Source organism: Fictibacillus sp. NRS-1165, from assembly GCF_050468105.1.
GTDB lineage: Bacteria > Bacillota > Bacilli > Bacillales > Fictibacillaceae > Fictibacillus_C > Fictibacillus_C terrinigri.
Map to the genome: position 1 here is coordinate 29787 of NZ_JBDPNU010000026.1, position 18703 is coordinate 48489.

At 42.9% G+C, this 18703-nt stretch carries 13 protein-coding genes and 3 pseudogenes; 10 read left to right on the forward strand and 6 right to left on the reverse strand.

The features are described 5' to 3' along the window. Positions 1 to 61 precede the first annotated feature (61 nt). From ABHN01_RS12810 to ABHN01_RS12825, 4 genes are all read left to right on the forward strand, one after another. Positions 62 to 2242, forward strand: coding sequence for a malate synthase G (locus ABHN01_RS12810; RefSeq protein ID WP_429876021.1), 2181 nt, complete (start codon positions 62 to 64; stop codon positions 2240 to 2242). Positions 2243 to 2354: 112 nt separating this feature from the next. Next, entirely contained in the window at positions 2355 to 3560 is a 1206-nt protein-coding gene (locus ABHN01_RS12815) for an NAD(P)-dependent malic enzyme (RefSeq protein ID WP_429875857.1), read from the forward strand. A 13-nt stretch (positions 3561 to 3573) separates the two neighbouring features. Further along, the gene (locus ABHN01_RS12820; protein WP_429875858.1) at positions 3574 to 4353 is read left to right on the forward strand and encodes a fumarylacetoacetate hydrolase family protein; all 780 of its coding nucleotides are present in this window, start codon (positions 3574 to 3576) and stop codon (positions 4351 to 4353) included. Positions 4354 to 4420: 67 nt separating this feature from the next. Further along, positions 4421 to 5191: an IclR family transcriptional regulator gene (locus ABHN01_RS12825; protein WP_429875859.1), complete on the forward strand. Its 771-nt coding sequence runs from the start codon at positions 4421 to 4423 to the stop codon at positions 5189 to 5191. Between the two features lie 117 nt (positions 5192 to 5308). Here ABHN01_RS12825 and ABHN01_RS12830 read toward each other — a convergent pair whose 3' ends face one another. The 3 genes from ABHN01_RS12830 to ABHN01_RS12840 are packed head-to-tail and all read right to left on the reverse strand — an operon-like array spanning position 5309 to position 8803. Further along, positions 5309 to 6673 (reverse strand): (Fe-S)-binding protein, encoded by a 1365-nt coding sequence (locus tag ABHN01_RS12830; protein ID WP_429875860.1) that lies wholly within the window; start codon positions 6671 to 6673, stop codon positions 5309 to 5311. Next, positions 6666 to 8072, reverse strand: a complete 1407-nt coding sequence (locus tag ABHN01_RS12835; RefSeq protein WP_429876022.1) for an FAD-binding oxidoreductase — start codon at positions 8070 to 8072, stop codon at positions 6666 to 6668. Before ABHN01_RS12835 ends, ABHN01_RS12830 begins: the two co-directional genes overlap by 8 nt. 23 nt (positions 8073 to 8095) lie before the next feature. Beyond that, positions 8096 to 8803 (reverse strand): FadR/GntR family transcriptional regulator, encoded by a 708-nt coding sequence (locus tag ABHN01_RS12840; protein WP_429875861.1) that lies wholly within the window; start codon positions 8801 to 8803, stop codon positions 8096 to 8098. A gap of 266 nt (positions 8804 to 9069) precedes the next feature. Between ABHN01_RS12840 and ABHN01_RS12845 the strand changes: the two genes are divergently transcribed. Beyond that, positions 9070 to 9837 (forward strand): MFS transporter, encoded by a 768-nt coding sequence (locus ABHN01_RS12845; RefSeq protein WP_429876023.1) that lies wholly within the window; start codon positions 9070 to 9072, stop codon positions 9835 to 9837. Beyond that, positions 9825 to 10346: pseudogene (locus ABHN01_RS12850) on the forward strand (putative PEP-binding protein); the annotation flags it as partial. The gene ABHN01_RS12845 and the pseudogene ABHN01_RS12850, both read left to right, overlap by 13 nt. A 168-nt stretch (positions 10347 to 10514) precedes the next feature. Here the strand turns inward: ABHN01_RS12850 and ABHN01_RS12855 are convergent. Continuing rightward, on the reverse strand, positions 10515 to 11003 hold the full coding sequence (locus ABHN01_RS12855; protein WP_429875862.1) for an MFS transporter: 489 nt from the start codon (positions 11001 to 11003) through the stop codon (positions 10515 to 10517). A 23-nt stretch (positions 11004 to 11026) separates the two neighbouring features. On the opposite strand from ABHN01_RS12855, the pseudogene ahlS reads away from it, so the two are divergent. The 4 genes and pseudogenes from ahlS to ABHN01_RS12875 form a co-directional block, all read left to right on the forward strand. Then, positions 11027 to 11758: pseudogene (gene ahlS, locus ABHN01_RS12860) on the forward strand (AhlS family quorum-quenching N-acyl homoserine lactonase); the annotation flags it as partial. A 13-nt stretch (positions 11759 to 11771) separates the two neighbouring features. Continuing rightward, on the forward strand, positions 11772 to 12959 hold the full coding sequence (locus tag ABHN01_RS12865; protein WP_429875863.1) for an iron-containing alcohol dehydrogenase: 1188 nt from the start codon (positions 11772 to 11774) through the stop codon (positions 12957 to 12959). A gap of 826 nt (positions 12960 to 13785) precedes the next feature. Continuing rightward, positions 13786 to 14340 (forward strand): annotated as a pseudogene (locus ABHN01_RS12870) (tyrosine-type recombinase/integrase). Between the two features lie 109 nt (positions 14341 to 14449). Next, a complete protein-coding gene (locus tag ABHN01_RS12875) occupies positions 14450 to 14824 on the forward strand; it encodes a VOC family protein (RefSeq protein WP_429875864.1) in 375 nt (124 codons plus the stop codon). Positions 14825 to 15195: 371 nt separating this feature from the next. Here the strand turns inward: ABHN01_RS12875 and ABHN01_RS12880 are convergent, their stop codons facing one another. Then, a complete protein-coding gene (locus tag ABHN01_RS12880; protein ID WP_429875865.1) occupies positions 15196 to 16233 on the reverse strand; it encodes a nucleotidyltransferase domain-containing protein in 1038 nt (345 codons plus the stop codon). An 88-nt stretch (positions 16234 to 16321) separates the two neighbouring features. Then, positions 16322 to 17956, reverse strand: a complete 1635-nt coding sequence (locus ABHN01_RS12885) for a bifunctional metallophosphatase/5'-nucleotidase (RefSeq protein WP_429875866.1) — start codon at positions 17954 to 17956, stop codon at positions 16322 to 16324. Between the last annotated feature and the right edge of the window lie 747 nt (positions 17957 to 18703).

Consider the following 18703-nt stretch of genomic DNA (forward strand, 5'->3'; position numbering starts at 1 on the left):
AACACCAAAGGGAATACAGGATTTCTAAAAAATTCGAATGGAGTTAAAGGAGGAATTTATGATGCAAAACTATGTAAAAAAAGGGAATCTTCAAGTGGCTGAAGAGCTTTATGAATTTATTCAAACGCAGGCTCTGCCGGGATCCGGATTGGATGCTGAAAGATTCTGGTCCGATTTTGAAAGGTTAGTCCAAGATTTAACGCCAAAAAACAAGGAGTTATTAGCTCGACGGGATGAAATCCAGGACCGAATTAACCGATGGCATGTGGAAAATCGGGAACGGTTCAATTTTGATGCCTATAAATCATTTCTTCAAGAGATTGGTTATCTTGAACCGGAAGCCGAGGAGTTTAAAATTACCACACAAGGGGTAGACGATGAAATTGCGGTACAGGCAGGGCCACAACTCGTCGTTCCGGTGAACAATGCCCGTTATGCGATTAACGCCGCCAATGCACGCTGGGGAAGCCTGTATGACGCTCTTTACGGCACCGATGCCATCAGTGAAGAGAACGGGGCCCAGCGCGGGGAGAGTTATAATGCGGTGCGCGGGGAGAAGGTAATCGCCTTTGGGAAAGAATTTCTCGACCAGTCTGTACCTTTAAATGATGCTTCGCATGAAGACGCGGTTCAGTACCGCGTGGAGAATGGCAGATTATCGGTTACGCTGAACAACGGGAAGACCACTGGGCTCAAAGACCCTTCAAAGCTCGCGGGTGTTCAGGGAGAACAGGAAAACCCAACCGCCGTTTTGTTTAAAAACAACGGTCTTCATTTTGAAATCCAGATTGACCGCAACCACCCGATTGGTAAAACCGATGATGCTGGAATTAAAGACATCCTTATGGAAGCAGCAATCACAACCATCATGGATTGTGAAGACTCCGTAACCGCCGTAGATGCGGAGGATAAAGTGCTCGTTTACCGCAACTGGCTCGGCCTGATGAAGGGAGATTTATCGGCTGCCTTTCAAAAGGGAAGTAAAACAGTGACAAGGACCCTTCATCCTGATCGCATTTACGTTTCTCCGACAGGTCAAGAATTCACCTTGTCAGGAAGATCTCTTATGTTGGTCCGCAATGTAGGCCACTTGATGACGAATAACGCGATTCTGCTTGAGGATGGAGAGGAGATTCAAGAAGGGATTCTAGACGGGGTGATCACAAGCCTTATCGCTATGCATAATCCTCTAGAAAAGGACCCTTATCAAAACTCTTCTAAGGGTTCGATCTACATTGTTAAGCCGAAAATGCATGGATCAGAAGAGGTGGGTTTTGCCAATGAGCTCCTTGACCGCGTGGAAGACATGCTCGGACTTGAACGGAATACGATAAAAATCGGCGTAATGGACGAAGAACGGCGAACATCGCTTAACTTGAAAGCATGCATTCGGGAAGTCAAGGATAGAGTCGCCTTTATCAATACAGGCTTTCTCGACCGAACGGGTGATGAAATCCATACTTCTATGGAAGCTGGCCCTATGATCCCTAAGAATGACATGAAATCATCCAGATGGCTGCAAGGATACGAAAAATCTAACGTACTCATCGGGTTGGCTGCTGGCTTCCAGGGGCGTGCCCAGATCGGTAAAGGAATGTGGGCGATGCCGGATTTGATGGCAGATATGCTGAAGCAAAAGATTGGCCACTTGAAAGCAGGAGCAAATACCGCCTGGGTTCCTTCACCGACGGCGGCTACACTGCACGCGCTGCATTATCATCAAATTGATGTTTCTAAGGTGCAGAATGAGCTCGTTGAGGAATCTAAGGATTTGCGCGATGACATTTTAGAAATTCCTGCAGCGAAAACCCCGAATTGGAGCTCTGATGATATTCAGCAGGAATTAGACAACAATGCACAAGGCATCTTAGGCTACGTGGTTCGCTGGGTTGAACAGGGTGTCGGCTGTTCCAAAGTGCCGGATTACAACAACATTGGCCTGATGGAAGACAGAGCAACGCTTCGAATTTCGAGCCAGCATATGGCCAACTGGCTGCATCACGGAATCTGTACGAAAGAACAAGTGTTAGAGACGTTAAAGCGCATGGCCAAAGTAGTAGATGAACAAAATGCTAATGACCCAGCTTATCGTTTGATGTCGACGGACTATGAAAATTCCGTCGCCTTTCAGGCGGCCTGTGACCTTGTGTTTAAAGGTTATGAACAGCCAAATGGTTACACGGAGCCGATCCTGCACCGCCGTCGTTTAGAGGCAAAGACGAAATTTGCCGTCAAACAATAGCATATAATCTAATCCACCTGGATTATTCAAAATGAACAATGGAAAAAGTAATCTCATGTACTAGTGAGGCTTGAGATTACTGATTAACAAATAGATTTAGGAGGTGCCGGATATGCAAAACTTAAAGGAAAGGTCGCTAGAGCTCCACAAACGGTCGAAAGGAAAACTAAGTGTGGAAGTCAAGGTTTCCATAGAGGATGCGGATGATTTGAGTTTGGCCTATTCTCCTGGTGTTGCAGAACCCTGTAAAGAAATTTACCAGGATCCCCTGAAAATCTACGAGTATACCATTAAAGGAAACTTAGTGGCGGTGGTTTCTGATGGTTCGGCTGTCTTGGGTTTAGGCAATATCGGGGCAGGGGCCTCAATGCCCGTTATGGAAGGAAAAGCAGCGTTGTTTAAAGCCTTTGCCGGAATTGATTCATTTCCTATCTGTTTAAACACAAATGAGCCTGAGGAGATCGTTCAAATCGTGAAATCGTTGGAACCCACCTTTGGCGGAATTAACTTAGAAGATATTTCAGCACCTCATTGTTTCATCATTGAAGAACGTCTTAAAAAGGAAATGAATATACCTGTTTTTCATGATGACCAGCATGGAACGGCCATTGTGACAACAGCAGGGTTGATTAACGCGCTAAAGGTCGTTAACAAACGGATTGAAGATTCAAAAATCGTTATCAATGGCGCGGGGGCTGCCGGTATTGCCGTAACGAAGCTGCTCATTAATATGGGTGTGAAAGATCTCATTCTTTGTGACTCGAAGGGTGCGATTTATGAAGGGCGCCCGTTTGGCATGAACGCCATGAAAGAGTGGATATCCGCACGTACCAATCGGAACAAGTCCGAAGGGACATTACAGGACGTGATAGAAGGGGCAGATGTGTTTATTGGGGTTTCAGTGGCAAATGCCCTTTCGCCAGAAATGGTAGTGTCCATGGATAAAGAGGCGATTATCTTTGCCATGGCCAACCCGATACCAGAAATTATGCCTGAAGTTGCAAAGGCAGCCGGCGCGGCAGTAGTGGGCACCGGTCGATCCGATCTTCCGAACCAGGTGAACAATGTACTTGCGTTTCCTGGTATTTTTAAAGGCGCTTTACGGGTGTTCGCGTCTGAAATCAATGAAGAAATGAAGCTAGCGGCGGTCTTCGCCATTGCCAACTTAATTGCATCTGAAGAGCTTACATACGATTACGTTATCCCAAATGCCCTTGATCAGAGAGTAGTAGAAGCCGTAGCGGATGCCGTAGCCGATGCCGCTATTGTTACGGGAGTTGCCCGAAAAATGAACATCGAACAAAAAGTTAAAACTTGAGAGGAGTGTCAGGATGAAATTTAGTCGATTTACGGTTCAATCTTCCGTATACAACGGTGTGATCACAGACGATAATATCATTCGGGAAATTAAGGGGGATATGTTTGGAGAATGGGAATATACAGGAAAAACGTTTTCTTGGACGGAAGTAAAACTTCTTTCTCCGCTGGAGCCTAATCAAATCATTGGAATCGGAGCCAACTACGTTTCAAACGTTGACGAACTGCCACGCGATCTGCCTGAGATTCCGGTATTTTTCTTCAAACCGACATCATCGGTTATTGGTCCAGAAGAAGAAATAGTAATACCAGATACTCTTGATCGAGTAAAGTTCGAATCTGAGCTTGCGATTGTTATCGGAAAAGAGGCGAAAAATGTTCCGGAAGAAGAGGTGTTACATTATGTTTTCGGCTATACGATCGGAAATGATGTAACCGCTCCCCAATATTTTCATCAAGACGGCCATTGGACCATTGGCAAATCGTTCGACACTTTTACTCCGTTAGGCCCTGTAATTGAAACAGAGCTGGATCCTTTTCTCGTTGAAGTGACAGCAAAACTGAACGATGTTGAAAAACAAAACAGTTCAACGGAATTAATGATCATCCCTATCCGGAAAATGGTCTCCTATCTTACCCGTGTGATGACGCTAAAACCGGGAGACGTCATCTTAACGGGCAGCCCTGTCGGAGCAGAGCTAGTGGGAGCAGGCGATGTGATCGAATGCGAAATACAGGAGATTGGGAAGCTTCGAAACACTTTTGTTGCAGCAAGAGAGAGCATCAACGCTTAAGGTACGTCAAAGGCCCGGCGGCAGATATGCTATAATTTTCTTATATATACAGATGAGGTGAGGGGTTTTGGAAAGGGACAATATGGTCAAGTCCGTCAGCCGGGCATTAGATATTATTACTCTAGTAAGTTTGAAAAAGGGCGGTCTAGGGGTTACGGAAATATCCAAACAAATGGATATTAATAAAAGCTCTGTCTATCGAATCCTGTCCACTTTAGTGTTGTACGGCTATATCGAACAAGATGAAGAAACAGGGCGATATAAGCTTGGTTACAAATTCTTAGAGGTGAGTTCAAAGCTGCTTGAGTCGATCGACCTGAGAGCGGAGGCAAAACCCTATTTGCAGGAGCTGGAAGATGAAACCAATGAGGTCGTTCATCTTGTCGTCTATGATCAAGGTGAAGTCGTCTATATCGAAAAATTAGATGGTAATGAAACATTAAGAATGCATTCTAAAGTTGGAAAACGTGCTCCCATGCATTGTACGTCAGTGGGAAAAGCAATCCTTTCATATTTACCTTCAAATGCTGTTATGGAGATTCTTGAACGTAAAGGAATGCCTATGCATACCAACAAAACCATTACTAATAAAGAGGATTTCCTTCAAGAATTGATGGAAGTGAAACAAAAAGGCTATGCACTCGATTTAGAAGAAAATGAACATGGAATTACTTGTATTGCTGTACCTATCTTTGACCATTTAGGAAAAGTCATTGCCGCCAGCAGTATCTCAGGACCAACGATCCGTATGACAAGTGAGCGGCTTGAGCTACTTAAGCCACGGATGCAGCAGATTGGGCTGCAAATTTCTGCGCGGCTTGGATATAAGGCCCCTTAACAGGAAACATTTGAAATTCCTCTCCTTAAACATATTTCATGAAAGAGAACAGCGACCACCAAGAAACGCTCAACCCAGAAGGTGAGCGTTTCTTGGTTGGTTGTCTTTTTCGTTATACTATTCGTTCATCAGCTCATAAGCTTGCCCTTCAAAGGGTAATGCGCTTATTTGCCCATTTGTTTCTCTTTTAAATACCGGCCTTGCTTCCATCAACAAATCAATAAGATGAACAGCTCTTACTGAATCCTCCAGGTCCTCTCTTTTGATTCCGAGCTGCATCTGCAGGAGACAGCCGGGGTTCGTGGTTACGATCGTAGCAGCACTCGTTTGTTTCGCCTTTTCCATCTTCAGGTCAAGAATATCCATTGAATCTTCATAGTTGACTATATTATAGATTCCCGCAGAGCCGCAACAGCGGTCATAGTCCTTCATTTCTTTGTATCGGATCCCGGGAATCTTTTGCAGAAGCGCCTTAGGTTCTATTGTCACCTTCTGTACATGGGTCAGATGACAGGATGCTTGGTAGGTAACCACCTCATTGATTTCCTTCGTGAATTCCAAACCATCGAGCATTGATAATATGACTGATACATCCTTTGAACGGTTCACGAAGCGTTGAGCCCGCGTGCTCCATTCTTCATCATCTTTAAATAAATGATGATACTCTGCCAGCATGGCTCCGCATCCGCCTGCGTTATTCACGATATAATCCACATCGGTTTGTTCAAAGGCCAGAATGTTGCGTTTGGCGAGTTCCCGTGCCGTTTCCATTTTGCCGGAATGAGCATGCAGCGCACCACAACAGGTTTGGGATCCGGGTATTACAACCTCGGCTCCCGCTATGGAGAGCAGCTCGATCGTATTTTTATTGGTTTGATGAAAGACGCTGTCCATGACACACCCGGTTATAAAGCCAACTCTCAACTTCTTGTTCGTTCTCGCTTCTAAAAAGTTTGGCGTCTTGCTTCTTTCCATTGGGGAAGGGACAGCTGGCAGCACGGCTTCGAACTTGTCCAGGTTCAACGGGGCAAGACTTGTCAGACCGATTCTGCCCGCGAGTTTCTGCAGACCTGTTTTTTGGTAAAACCAAGTCGCGTTCCCGATCGTATTCATCCATCTTCGAGAGGGGAACAGTTTGTTGAATATAAGATCTTCTGTTATTTGCCGTGCTCTGCTCTTCGTATCGTTTTGATCAAGTGCATGTTTGGCGCCTTCTAGGATCTCGCCGTATTGTACATTTGTCGGACAAACCGTTTGACATGCACGGCATCCAAGGCATTTTTCAAGCGGCTCCCGCAAAGTTTCGAGCCCGATTCTTCCTTCGCCCGCCATCTTAACGAGGTTGATCCGTCCACGCGGGGAGTGCTTTTCTTCACCCATTGTTTCGTACGTTGGGCATGCCGGCAAGCAATAGCCGCATTGAACACAGTCGAACGTCTTATCGTAGTTTAGTTGTCGTTTTAGCTTTTCAAGGCTACTCATCTCTTAACACCAGCTTTTGACCAGGTTCGGCAAAAATTTTTCCTGGATTCATGATATGATTTGGATCCCACGCATCTTTCATTCGTTTCATCATCTCTAGTCCGATCGAGCCCAGTTCCATTTCCATAAACGGCGCCTTCATGTTTCCAATCCCATGTTCACCAGAAAGAGTGCCGCCCAACTCGATCGCCGTTTTAAATATTTCTTCAACGGCCTTTTCCACCCGGATCATTTCTTCGGTATCCCGTTTGTCGCAGATGATGTTCGGATGAAGATTTCCATCGCCCGCATGACCAAAAACGACAAGGTCTACTTTGTACTGATCCCGTATCTTTTTCAATCGTTCAAACATCTCTGGAATCTTACTTCTTGGTACAGTGGCATCTTCTGAGACCTTTGTCGGTTTTATTCTTACAATAGCAGGGGAAACAAGCTTTCTAGCCTGCCATAACTTCGCCGCTTCCGATTCGGTTTTAGCTACCTTAACCTCTCTTGCCCCGACCTCCCAGCAGATGGTCGATACAGTGTTCATCTCATCTTTAATCGCCAGAGGATGGCCATCAAGTTCAATCAAAATAATCGCCTCTGCATCGGTAGGCAAACCAAGCGGCTGGTAATCTTCTACGGCTCGGATGGATGATTGATCCATTAACTCCATTTTAGAGGGAAGTATGCCAGATGTCAGAACCTTTGAGATCGCTCGTCCGGAATGTACGAGATCACTGAAGACAACCATCGCAGTACGAGCAGCTTTAGGCTTCGGAAGCAGTTTGAGGGTCGCTTCTGTAATCACCCCTAGCGTTCCTTCAGAGCCGACCACTAATTTAGTCAAATCATAGCCTGTGACATTTTTAATCGTTTTGCCTCCAGTACGGATGATATGACCCTCTGGTGTAACCAGTTCAAGTCCGATCACGTAGTCTTTTGTCACTCCATACTTTAATCCCCTTGGTCCACCAGAATTTTCGGCCAGGTTGCCACCAATTGTTGAAACGTGGGAACTGCTTGGGTCTGGTGGATACATCAGTCCGAATTGACTTGCGGCTTCATTAATTTTCGCTGTTAATACGCCTGGCGAGACTACGGCGATAAGATCATCCGGATAGATTTCCAGTTTCGTATTCCACTGGGAACAATCGAGCACAATACCGCCTTTGACCGGAAGGGGTCCTCCGCTTAATGAAGTGGACTGTCCACGAGGGTAAACAGGGATATGTTCCCGGTTGGCTAGTTTCATAATGTTTGAAACTTCCTCAGTGGATCGTGCCTGAACGACGGCATCCGGTAAATACGATCCAAATGAGCCGTCATACGAATAGCTGAAACGATCGCTTTCATCGGTTAGTACCTTTCCCGTTCTTACAATGCTTTTTAGTTCTGCCACATGTTTCGAGGTCATCGCTTTCAAGTTAGATTCCTCCTTTACAAGTCATAATCCTGTAGGAACACGCTTAGCTTCTTTTCCGCGTTTTTTAGATGGATGGTGCTCTGTATTCTGGCAAGATCGGGTTCTTCGTCCTCGATAGCATTCAAAATGTTCTGATGTTCCTTATATACGGTTTCGCGTTTGAATTTCAGTTCTTTATTTGGTTGCAGAGTAACGCTCAGAACGCTTTTGTAAAGGGATGAAAGATTTTCAAACATTTGAATGAAAATCGGGTTATGGGTCGCCAGGATTACTAATCTGTGAAATTCAATATCTGCTTCTCTGCCTGTTTTGCCTTCATTGATCGATTCCTCCTTTAGCACTTTCAGCCATTGTTTCATCTTCGCAAGGTCCTCGGGAGTCCTTCTTTCGGCAGCGAGATAGGCGGCCTGGGGTTCCAATATTCTTCTCATCTCAAACAAGTATTTAATTCCTTCCACATCATCACTTTGGATCTGAAGCCGCTGTAGAAGGGAAGGGGCTGTTCCTTCCTCCACATAACTTCCTCCGCCTTGCCTGGAAGAAATAATGCCTGCTGCTCTAAGTACGCTCAATGCTTCCCGGATGGGTATTCTGCTAACACCAAAGTGGGCGGAAAGTTCCTTTTCAGTCGGAAGCTTTGACCCTGGGGGAAACACCTCCGAATCGATCATATTCAATAATTCCCGTGATATTTTTTGGGAAGCCTTCTCTTTTTTTATCATCGTACTTTCTCCTGTCTTCAATAAAGCTGAAAAAATAATTTGTATAACAAGTCAAAAGCGAGTTTTTTGAAAAGGGAAATAAAGCGTTTACAACGCTGTCATTAACCATTATACTATTCTAAAAATATAGAAAATTCAACACGAAATGATGAATTTGTATTACAAATTTTCAAAATCAACAAAGCGTTCTATTATTGCTGTGATTGACGGTGAAACGAGGAGGAATCAGAATGCAAAACAATTCAACGGATCTGGAAAGGCGAACCATGAGGAAGGTTACGCTTAGGCTCGTGCCTTTTCTCTTTTTGTTGTATATCATTTCTTATTTGGATCGGGCGAACATCGGGTACGCTGCATTAGAGATGAATGAGGCACTCGGACTGACGAGTGAGATGTTTGGAATTGCATCTGGAATTTTTTTTATTGGTTATTTTCTTTTTGAGGTACCAAGCAATATTTTGATGGAACGGTATGGAGCCAGGGTCTGGATTGCGAGAATTCTGATCACATGGGGAATCATCAGTGTGGCTACAGGATTTGCTCAAAACGCAGAACAAGTCTACATTATTCGTTTTTTACTTGGTATCGCGGAAGCAGGCTTTTTTCCGGGAATCATTCTTTACCTCACACATTGGTTCAGGTCAAAGGAGTTGGCGAAAACCATCGCGATGTTTATGACAGCTATTCCCGCGTCATACATACTTGGAGCACCTCTTTCTACATGGATCATGGATCATATCCATTGGATCAACATTCCAGGCTGGAAATGGCTTTTCATTCTAGAAGGTGCTCCTGCAGTCATCTTGGGAGTCGTTTCCTACTTCTATTTAACGGAACGGCCGCAGGACGCACAGTGGCTTGCAAAGGAAGAGAAGATATGGCTCACGGCGGATCTGGAAAAAGAACGAAAAGCCATGATTAAGACAAGCCCTAACCATGCAAAATATGGACACAAAAAGGCACTCTCCAGTCCGAAAGTGTGGTATCTTGCTTTGATTTATTTTGTCTATATTACGGGTAAATGCGTCAACTAGTCATTAATGCCGGGCGGCAAGTTCAAGAAGAAACAGGCCTCGAATACGATTACCTTATAGGTACGATGGTTGAAGTTCCACGAGCAGCTCTAACAGCTGACCAAATTGCGCACGAGGCAGACTTTTTTTCCTTTGGAACAAATGATTTAACTCAAACTACGTTTGGATATAGTCGTGATGACGCAGAGGGTAAGTTCCTTCAGGCATATATCGAAAACAAAATTCTGCCGGAAAATCCATTCGCTTCTCTTGACCAAGAAGGCGTTGGTAAACTTGTAGAAACTGGCGTAAAACTTGGTAGAGAAACAAAGCCCGGGTTAAAAACAGGAATTTGTGGTGAACATGGAGGAGAAAAAAGCTCGATCCAATTCTTCCATGATGCAGGTTTAGATTACGTAAGCTGCTCACCATATCGAGTACCTCTGGCACGCCTTGCAGCAGCTCAAGCGAATATTAAAAATGAACAAATACAGCGTGTATATGAACGTCAATCCATCCAGATGACCTAAATTAAAAAAGCAGCCAAACGGCTGCTTTTCTTTGCTGTTATTGGAAACTTACGTTCAAGAATCTCCACCCCAACTTTTGAAGGTGATTAAAGGATCAGATTTCTGCCATTCTTACTTCGACGTTCCCGTTTAATCCCTGATGTTCCGTCCATCCCCCAAAATACCATCTTATTTCGCTATCTTATAGTGCTTTTCCGTCGGGAAAGTCTTTTTATCCTTGCGTAATAGCAAAAGCATAATGAATGCGACCACCATCATGACACTTAGAAAAATCAAGCCAGCGAAGGTACCGCCTGTCGCATCTTTTAAGGCACCAATCGCATATGGCCCTACAAAACCACCTAAATTTCCGATCGAATTGATTACGGCGATACCCACCGCAGCCATCGATGGCGTCAGAACCATGGAAGGAAGCGCCCAAAAGGGGCCTTTAAAACAATACATGGTTGTTAACGAGACCGTGATTAAAACCATGGCCACCATAAGGTTCGATGCTAAACCTGCTCCGACAAGTGATACGGCTGCAAGAAGAAGCGGGATGGCGGCATGCATGTGCCTCTCCCCTTTTTTGTCAGAGCGTTGAGACCACCAATTCATGATTAATGCCGCGACAACGTAAGGAATGGTCGAGATCAAGCCGATCTCCGTATTCGACAATACCCCGGAAAAGCCTTTTATGATCGCAAACCGAATTTGTTGAATTCCCCGTTTATACCGTTCTCATTGATCATCCAGAGGGTAAAATCCTTTTTGATACCGCTTGCAACCCCAATTCAATGGGTCCTGATGGCCGGTGGGGACAAGCAACTCAAGCCATGTTTCCGATTTCCATGGGGGAAGAATGCTACCTTCATAACCGTTTGGAACAGCTGAATGTACGGCCGGAAGATATAAAGCATGTAGTCGCTTCCCACCTTCATTTAGACCATGCGGGTTGTTTGGAACTATTTACGAATGCAACGATTATCGTTCATGAAGACGAGTTGAACGGTACACTCCAATCCTACGCACGCAATCAAAAGGAAGGGGCATATATTTGGGCAGATATTGATGCTTGGATCAAAAATAATCTTCAGTGGCGAACAGTAAAACGGAGTGATGACAATCTCCAATTGGCAGAAGGCATTAAGATTTTAAATTTTGGAAGTGGCCATGCCTGGGGCATGATTGGACTTCACATCGATATGCCGGAATCGGGCGGAATCATCCTTGCTTCAGATGCGGTCTATACGTCGGAAAGCTTTGGTCCACCGATCAAGCCGCCCGGCATCATCTACGATTCACTGGGCTATGTAAACGCGGTTGAAAAAATACGCAGAATAGCTCAGGAAACAAACTCTCAGGTCTGGTTTGGGCATGATCCTAATCAATTTAAAGAATTTCGCAAATCTACTGAAGGCTATTATGAGTAAGGGGGAATCTTAAATGAGTTTTGATAAGTTAGTTTTTGCCCCATTAAGTTATACCGGATGGGGTGCTTTGGAACAACTATTGCCCGAAGTCGAAAAATACGCGCCTAAGAAAATACTGGTGGTAACGGATCCCATGCTTGAAAAAATAGGGTTAGTCGAGCGGGTGACTACTCCCCTAAAAGAGGGGGGGTATCATGTTACGATATATACGGATGTGGTACCTGAACCACCTATAGAAACAGGTGAGAAGCTAGTTTCCTTTGCTCGAACAGGTCAATTTGAAATGGTGGTTGGCCTCGGTGGAGGTAGTGCATTGGATTTAGCGAAATTAGCAGCCGTTCTGGCGGAGCATGAAGGATCAGTAGCCGACTATTTAAACCTCACCGGAACAAAGAAAGTGGAAAAGAAAGGATTGCCAAAAATCCTTATCCCGACAACTTCTGGTACGGGTTCGGAAGTGACAAATATATCCGTCTTATCCTTAGAATCAACAAAAGACGTCGTTACCCACGATTATCTTTTAGCAGATGCAGCCATTTTGGATCCTGAATTAACGGTTTCTGTTCCAGCGAAAGTCACAGCAGCCACGGGAATTGATGCATTAACCCATGCGGTGGAAGCCTATATTTCGGTTAATGCAAGCCCAGTGACCGATGGTTTAGCCCTTCAAGCCATTCGTCTCATTGGCCGTTCATTACGAAAGGCCGTCCATAATGGCAATGATAAAAAGGCCCGGATCGATATGAGTAATGGGAGCTTTATCGCAGGACTAGCGTTCTTTAATGCAGGGGTGGCGGGAGTTCATGCGTTAGCCTATCCATTAGGCGGTCAATTCCATATTTCCCATGGTGAATCAAACGCCGTATTGCTGCCTTATGTCATGGGTTATATCCGAAAAAGCTGCACGGCAAAAATGGCGGATATTTTAAACGCGCTAGGGGGCAACTCCAGCTATTTATCTGAGGAAGACGCTTCTTACAAGTGCGTTGAGGAACTGGAGAGGCTTGTAAAAGATGTTGGAATTCCGTCAACTTTAGCAGAGTTTGATATACCTGAATCCGCTTTGGAACGCCTCACTCAAGACGGAGTCCAGCAAAGGCGGATACTGGCCAGAAGCCCTTACCCATTATTGGAGGATGACATTAGGAACATTTATCAATCTGCTTTTAACGGTGTTGTCACTGAGCCAACGAGGCGGTAAATGAATTCTATTCCACATCAAAAGCCACTGTATGCATAAAAAACTCCTTGAGGACACTCTCCTCAAGGAGTTTTTTATTGCTATTCCAAATCTCATGGCGGGATCTCCTAATTCATCATCGCTTTTTCCAATTATGTCAAATGGTGAATGGTCGAAGGGGGATTAAAAATCCATGTATAACGTAATTGTAAATCGCAATGCATAATTGATACTGGAGATTGCTCTAGCACGAACTGAAGGGTTCATTTAAATGCCCTGAATAAAAATTTGCTGCATTAAAAGGACTTGAATCTTTTTTAAATAATTCAATTTGAGAATAATAACTTCTATTAATATGCGTGTGTAAATGAAAGTTGGGATCTGAAACATTTTCGAGATCAGATTTTTGTTTCAATTTTTATGTTGTCTCAATATCATCAGTAAACTTAACATTTGAAACAAATTTCATTCGCTCTCGCATAGCTTCCTAGAATATATATTATGTTAACTAACAAAAAAACACAAACGTACCATAACTTGATCCCCTCACGTTCCGATAATATCTTATATTAGGAACTTCCTCTCTCCAAGTTTACAATAATAACGTGTATCGACCTGATAACTGTCGGGATCGTCTCATAATTCTCAGGATCGACCCGTAATTTACGGGTACGTCCTCATAATTAAATTTTACGGAGGTCGTTACATGGATTTAAAACAAGCAACCGATGATTTTTTAATGTATTTACAGGTAGAAAAAAATTACTCCAAAAATACGCTTAATCTAAAGCACAATTTTATGCTGGGCGTTCAGGCTCCTAAATCAGATAAAAAATTACCGGTATATATGACACTCCAAGAACTACAAAAATTATTTGCGTATTTAGAAAACTCTACGGATCGGTTTGCTTCACGCAATCATGTAATGTTTAAATTACTTGCGACAACTGGGATGAGACGACAGGAATTAGTGGATTTAACATGGGAGCAAATCGATATGGTATAACCAAACGATTCGTATCTTTGGGAAGGGAAAAAGGAACATCTCCTCCCTCTTCATCCCATTGTTATCCCTTTACTAAAGGACTATATTGATCAGCAAGAAGACTATCAACTGTATCCAACTGAACCCGTATTTTTAAATAAAAATAAAATGAAAATGGATCCTAGGGGTTTACACAAAATATTTAAAGAAATCTTACCCAAAGCAGGATTGCCGCCTAGACGGTTCTCTTTGCACCATTTACGCCATACGTTTGCGACTTTGCTTCTTCAAAATAATAAAGTGGATATACGAATCTTACAAGAATTATTAGGTCATGAGAGTTTATCTACTACAGCAATGTATACCCATGTGAATTTAGAACAAAAAAAGAGTGCAATTCATTCATTTATGCAGTAATGAAATAACGCTTAGGAACTATTCCTAAGCCCTTCCGCTACTTCTCCGATTAAAGGGGATTTCTCCTTCTTCATCGAATATGTAACATTAAATGCAATGAAAAGGTGGAATGTCTAAGAACTCTCTTTCTTCTCCTATTGCCTGTAAGGTAAACAATGTTTTCATCCATGTTAGTAACCTAGAAAAATCAGCAGAATGGTACAGTGATTTACTTGCGATCCCATTCAATAAGGATGACGTTGCATCACCTGTATATAACATACCCATTACTTCCGAGACTGGACTTACTTTGGACGACGATCATACTTTTGATCCAGGATTTACATTAAGTCCTTCAGAACATGTTCTATTTAATTTTTTCGTCGAGGATATTGATGAAGCCTATAAATTTGTTAAAAACAAAGAAATTACAATCGTTAGGGAAATAGAACGTATTGATGATTTTGCCTATTTTAACTTTAAAGATTTAGATGGAAATGTGTAATGATTTGTAATTGTTAAGGTTTTGTGCCCTGATTTATAACCAGGGCTTTTTAATGAATATAATGCCCAGGACTTGAAGATCAATGAAACGGATAAGTTCGTTTATATCCAACGCATGTCAAAGCCCAGGTGAAATTCCGTAATTACACTAATAATGGGATGCTACGAATACCTGTTTTTAAAACTTCACGTAAAAAGAGTGCTTATTTAGCACTCTTTTTTGATTCCTTTTCCATTATTTCATCAATAATATGCCAGCCAGCAATGTGCCATTCTTTAATGATCCGTTCCCGTTGTTCCTCTGTTTGATTTTTTGGAGCGATAATATGTACGTTTTGTTGCGTAAAAAAGAGATGCCGATTTGGCATCTCACTAAAACGTGGGCATGTCTTTGTACGATTCATAGAATGCTTCGGGGAACACATGATTCAATTCTGGTTCTTGTTTTCTCAACAGTTCAGTCATTAAGTCCCCTATAAACCGTTGGAAATCAGCATCAGTAAAGGGGATATTCTGTTTTTTCAAAGCTAGGCGGTTTTCAGCGAGGCTGCTGAAAATCCCAAGATTGCCCTCCATTTTAATGGAAAAGAGGGCGATTTGTTCCGTATCCGAAATCAAAACAACAGAATATCCCGTATCTTCCGTGGTTTTTGGTAAAAGAATGAGCTGGAGATGATGACCAGCGTACAAATCTACAACAAAAACTTGCAGGTCTTTTTTTAGGATGGGATGCTGCCCGAAAATCTTAATCGCGGGTTCCTCTGCCATCACAACTGCAGGTTCATAAAACCCTATGTTCTCCATATGTTTAGAATGGTTGAGCATATCAAGATCGATGTTGAACCTTTGTTTGACGTCATTTTTTATATGGTTCAAAACCGGTTCAACTTTTGTTTTCGCTCGGATGGTGTGATGCAACAAGAGGTCAATGTCCGAACCCTTTTTTTCAGTTCCAACAGCGACCGACCCGAAAAGAGACACGATTTCAATGAACCAAAGGGAAGCCAAATGCTGACTAATCTCTCGTGCCCTCTGAAAGAGAGCACCTTTTATATTTGGTTTCGCCTTTTCTTCCGTGATTTTCCCTTGTTTCTTTAACTGATGAAACCATTTCACCAGCTTTTTCGCTTTTGGTTGGATTCGTTTCTGGATCTTCTTCAGTTCCGATTCCCAAGAAGTGATCGCTTCTGTTTTGGTCTCTCTTGCGTGCGGATAATAACTATAATAGAGTTCCATGTCGTCCAGGATAACAAATACGGTCCGAAACTCAGGGAAGTCATCCAAATACTGAGTGAGGACGGTTCGTTGATTGGCATATTCTTTAAAAAGTTCCATCGGGAGTATCCGAGAAAATTGCATCAGCAGTATGCGTTCTTTTTTAGGTATCGATAGGAAAAATTCAAGTTGCATCACCATCCCCCCTATGGATTAAGTTGCCCAAGAATCCGACATGGTATGAACAAAAAAGGGATGCCGAGCTCACTCCTTTCTGTTGTCCCTAATTATTTAATTTTGTCATGCGGCCATCAATCGTTGGGTTTACCTCCCTTTTGGATTGAATAAAATGGATCAAGGCATCGAGGTCGGGTATATCAACCAATTGGTTTTTTCCATCCTCCAACGTGGTAAATCCATCTCCCCCACTAGCCATAAAGCTGTTGACAGTAACAGTATAAGTTTTGGAAGAATGAATTGCCCTCCCGTCAGGAAGAGTTATTTCAACAATTCGGTCGCCTGCAGGGCGAGAGTCATCATATTTTACTTTTAATCCCGAAATCTGAAGGATCTTTGTTCTTTCAGGATCTGCCCATTGCTGATTCAACAACTGTTTCACTTGATCCCCCGTTAACTCCATTTTCACAAGATCATTGCCAAATGGCTGAGCTGTAAATAGTTCCTTCCACAATATTTCGCCCTCATCAATGTCCGCGCGTATTCCACCAGGATTCATAAATGCGAAATCTGTATGAGTTTGAGCTCTCATGGCATCCGCAATCATGCTTCCTAACTCAGACTCTCCGTTCGAATTTTGTTGTTTGCTGATTGGAGCAGAGGCCGTTCCAATCCTTTGATTTAGAATTGGCGCTACATCTGCCGAATACGCATCCACCATCTTTTTTATTTTTGCATCCGGTTTGATTTTGTCACGGTAGGCAGTTACAATTTCTGCTTTCTTTTTCACAATATCTTTCGTTACGGGATTAATCACTAGATCAACATCAGAAAACGCAGTACCGTAAGAGTAAGATTCTACAAGTAATTTATTGTCAACCGTGGTATTCGTTAGTGCATGATTATGGCCGCCAAAAAGCACGTCTACTTCATCATCGGCTCCTTTAGCAATATCTACTAATTCTCCAGAAGCCTTTGAACCATCTTCTTTAGAAGCAGCCGGATTATGAGCTAGCACGACAATGGATTTGATTCCTTTCGCTTTTAATTTTTTTGCATATTTATTGATGGCTTTCGTCTCATCTGTAAATCGAACTCCATCTGTGCCGCTTGGCATTACCACACTTGGTGTATCAGACAACGCAATCCCAATAAAGCCGATGGGAACTCCTTCTACTTTTTTGATGGCGTACGGGTCGAGCAATGGCTTATTGGTTTTATTATCAATCACATTGGCGGCTACATAAGGAAAGTCCGCACCTTCAAACTTGCCGTATTTTTCGACTGTTTTAGGGTGGCTGCCTCCATTTATAAGACGGAGCATTTCTTTTACTCCTTCATCAAATTCATGGTTTCCAACCGTGCCTACATCAAAGCCCATTTTATTTAGAAACTTAATCGTTGGTTCGTCCTCAAGTAAAGCCGACACTGGAGAACTTGCGCCTACTGCATCGCCGGCATGAACCATAAGGGTGTTTTTAGGGTTGGCAGCTTCCCTTTTTTTAAGATAGGCTGCAAGATATTCCGCACCGCCAGCGTTACGTTTTTTATCATACGTATCAAGCTGTCCATGAAAATCATTAATACCAAGCAATTGAACGTTCACATTCTTTTGCTTGTGCGTTTGATCATCTGCGAATGCTTTTACGGCGTCTACTGCCCAAGGTATGGCAAGTACACATAATGCCATGGATGCGGCTAAAATCATCGATCTTAATTTAGTGAATGGCTGTTTCCGCATGAACAAATCCCCCCCTAGAATCTAGTTGACAGCCCAATTATAATTTTTAAACATTAAGCTAAATGGGGGTAGTCGTAAAAATTAAGTAAATTCAAAAAATGGACGATCAAAAATGATGGTTTTCTTCCCACCATTCCAGGTCGTCCTCTTGCAAGTTAGTAATGCTACCTTACGTATTGAAATCAACTGTCATTTTGGCATTGCTTCAATTCCTCTTGAGACAGGATCTTTATTGCTTTCTTAACATTGGATACATTCATAAATATGATATCGTTTTCTCCGATGTAAAATGATTTAACTTCTAACTTACACCATAGGCTGCCGAACAATGTGCTGAAAACGCCTGGAATGCCCGCGGGAATGTTAGAGATAGCGATGATTGTTTCCTCTTGAAAAGAAACATTAAGAGATTGCAGTGTTTCTCTAACGATACGGAGATCATGGTTACTCTCAGATTCAGATGTACCAGCTACAAGCCTGACAAAAATTATTCTTTTGGCGGTCTTTCGTTAAGAAAAAACCCGAAATATTAACAGAATTCGAAGCAATATTTTTCAAAATACACGCCAAGGTTGGATCGTTTGCTATAAACGTAAATTGGGTTCTGAGATTGAGATCATTTTTTAATTGCATGGGAATTTGATTAGAAGCCTCCATTTCCTCACATCCTTAAATTTTTTTCATAGTAAAGTATGTAAATAAAGAGGAATGGATTGGGTTTAAAAGATCACAGGAGAACGATGCGCT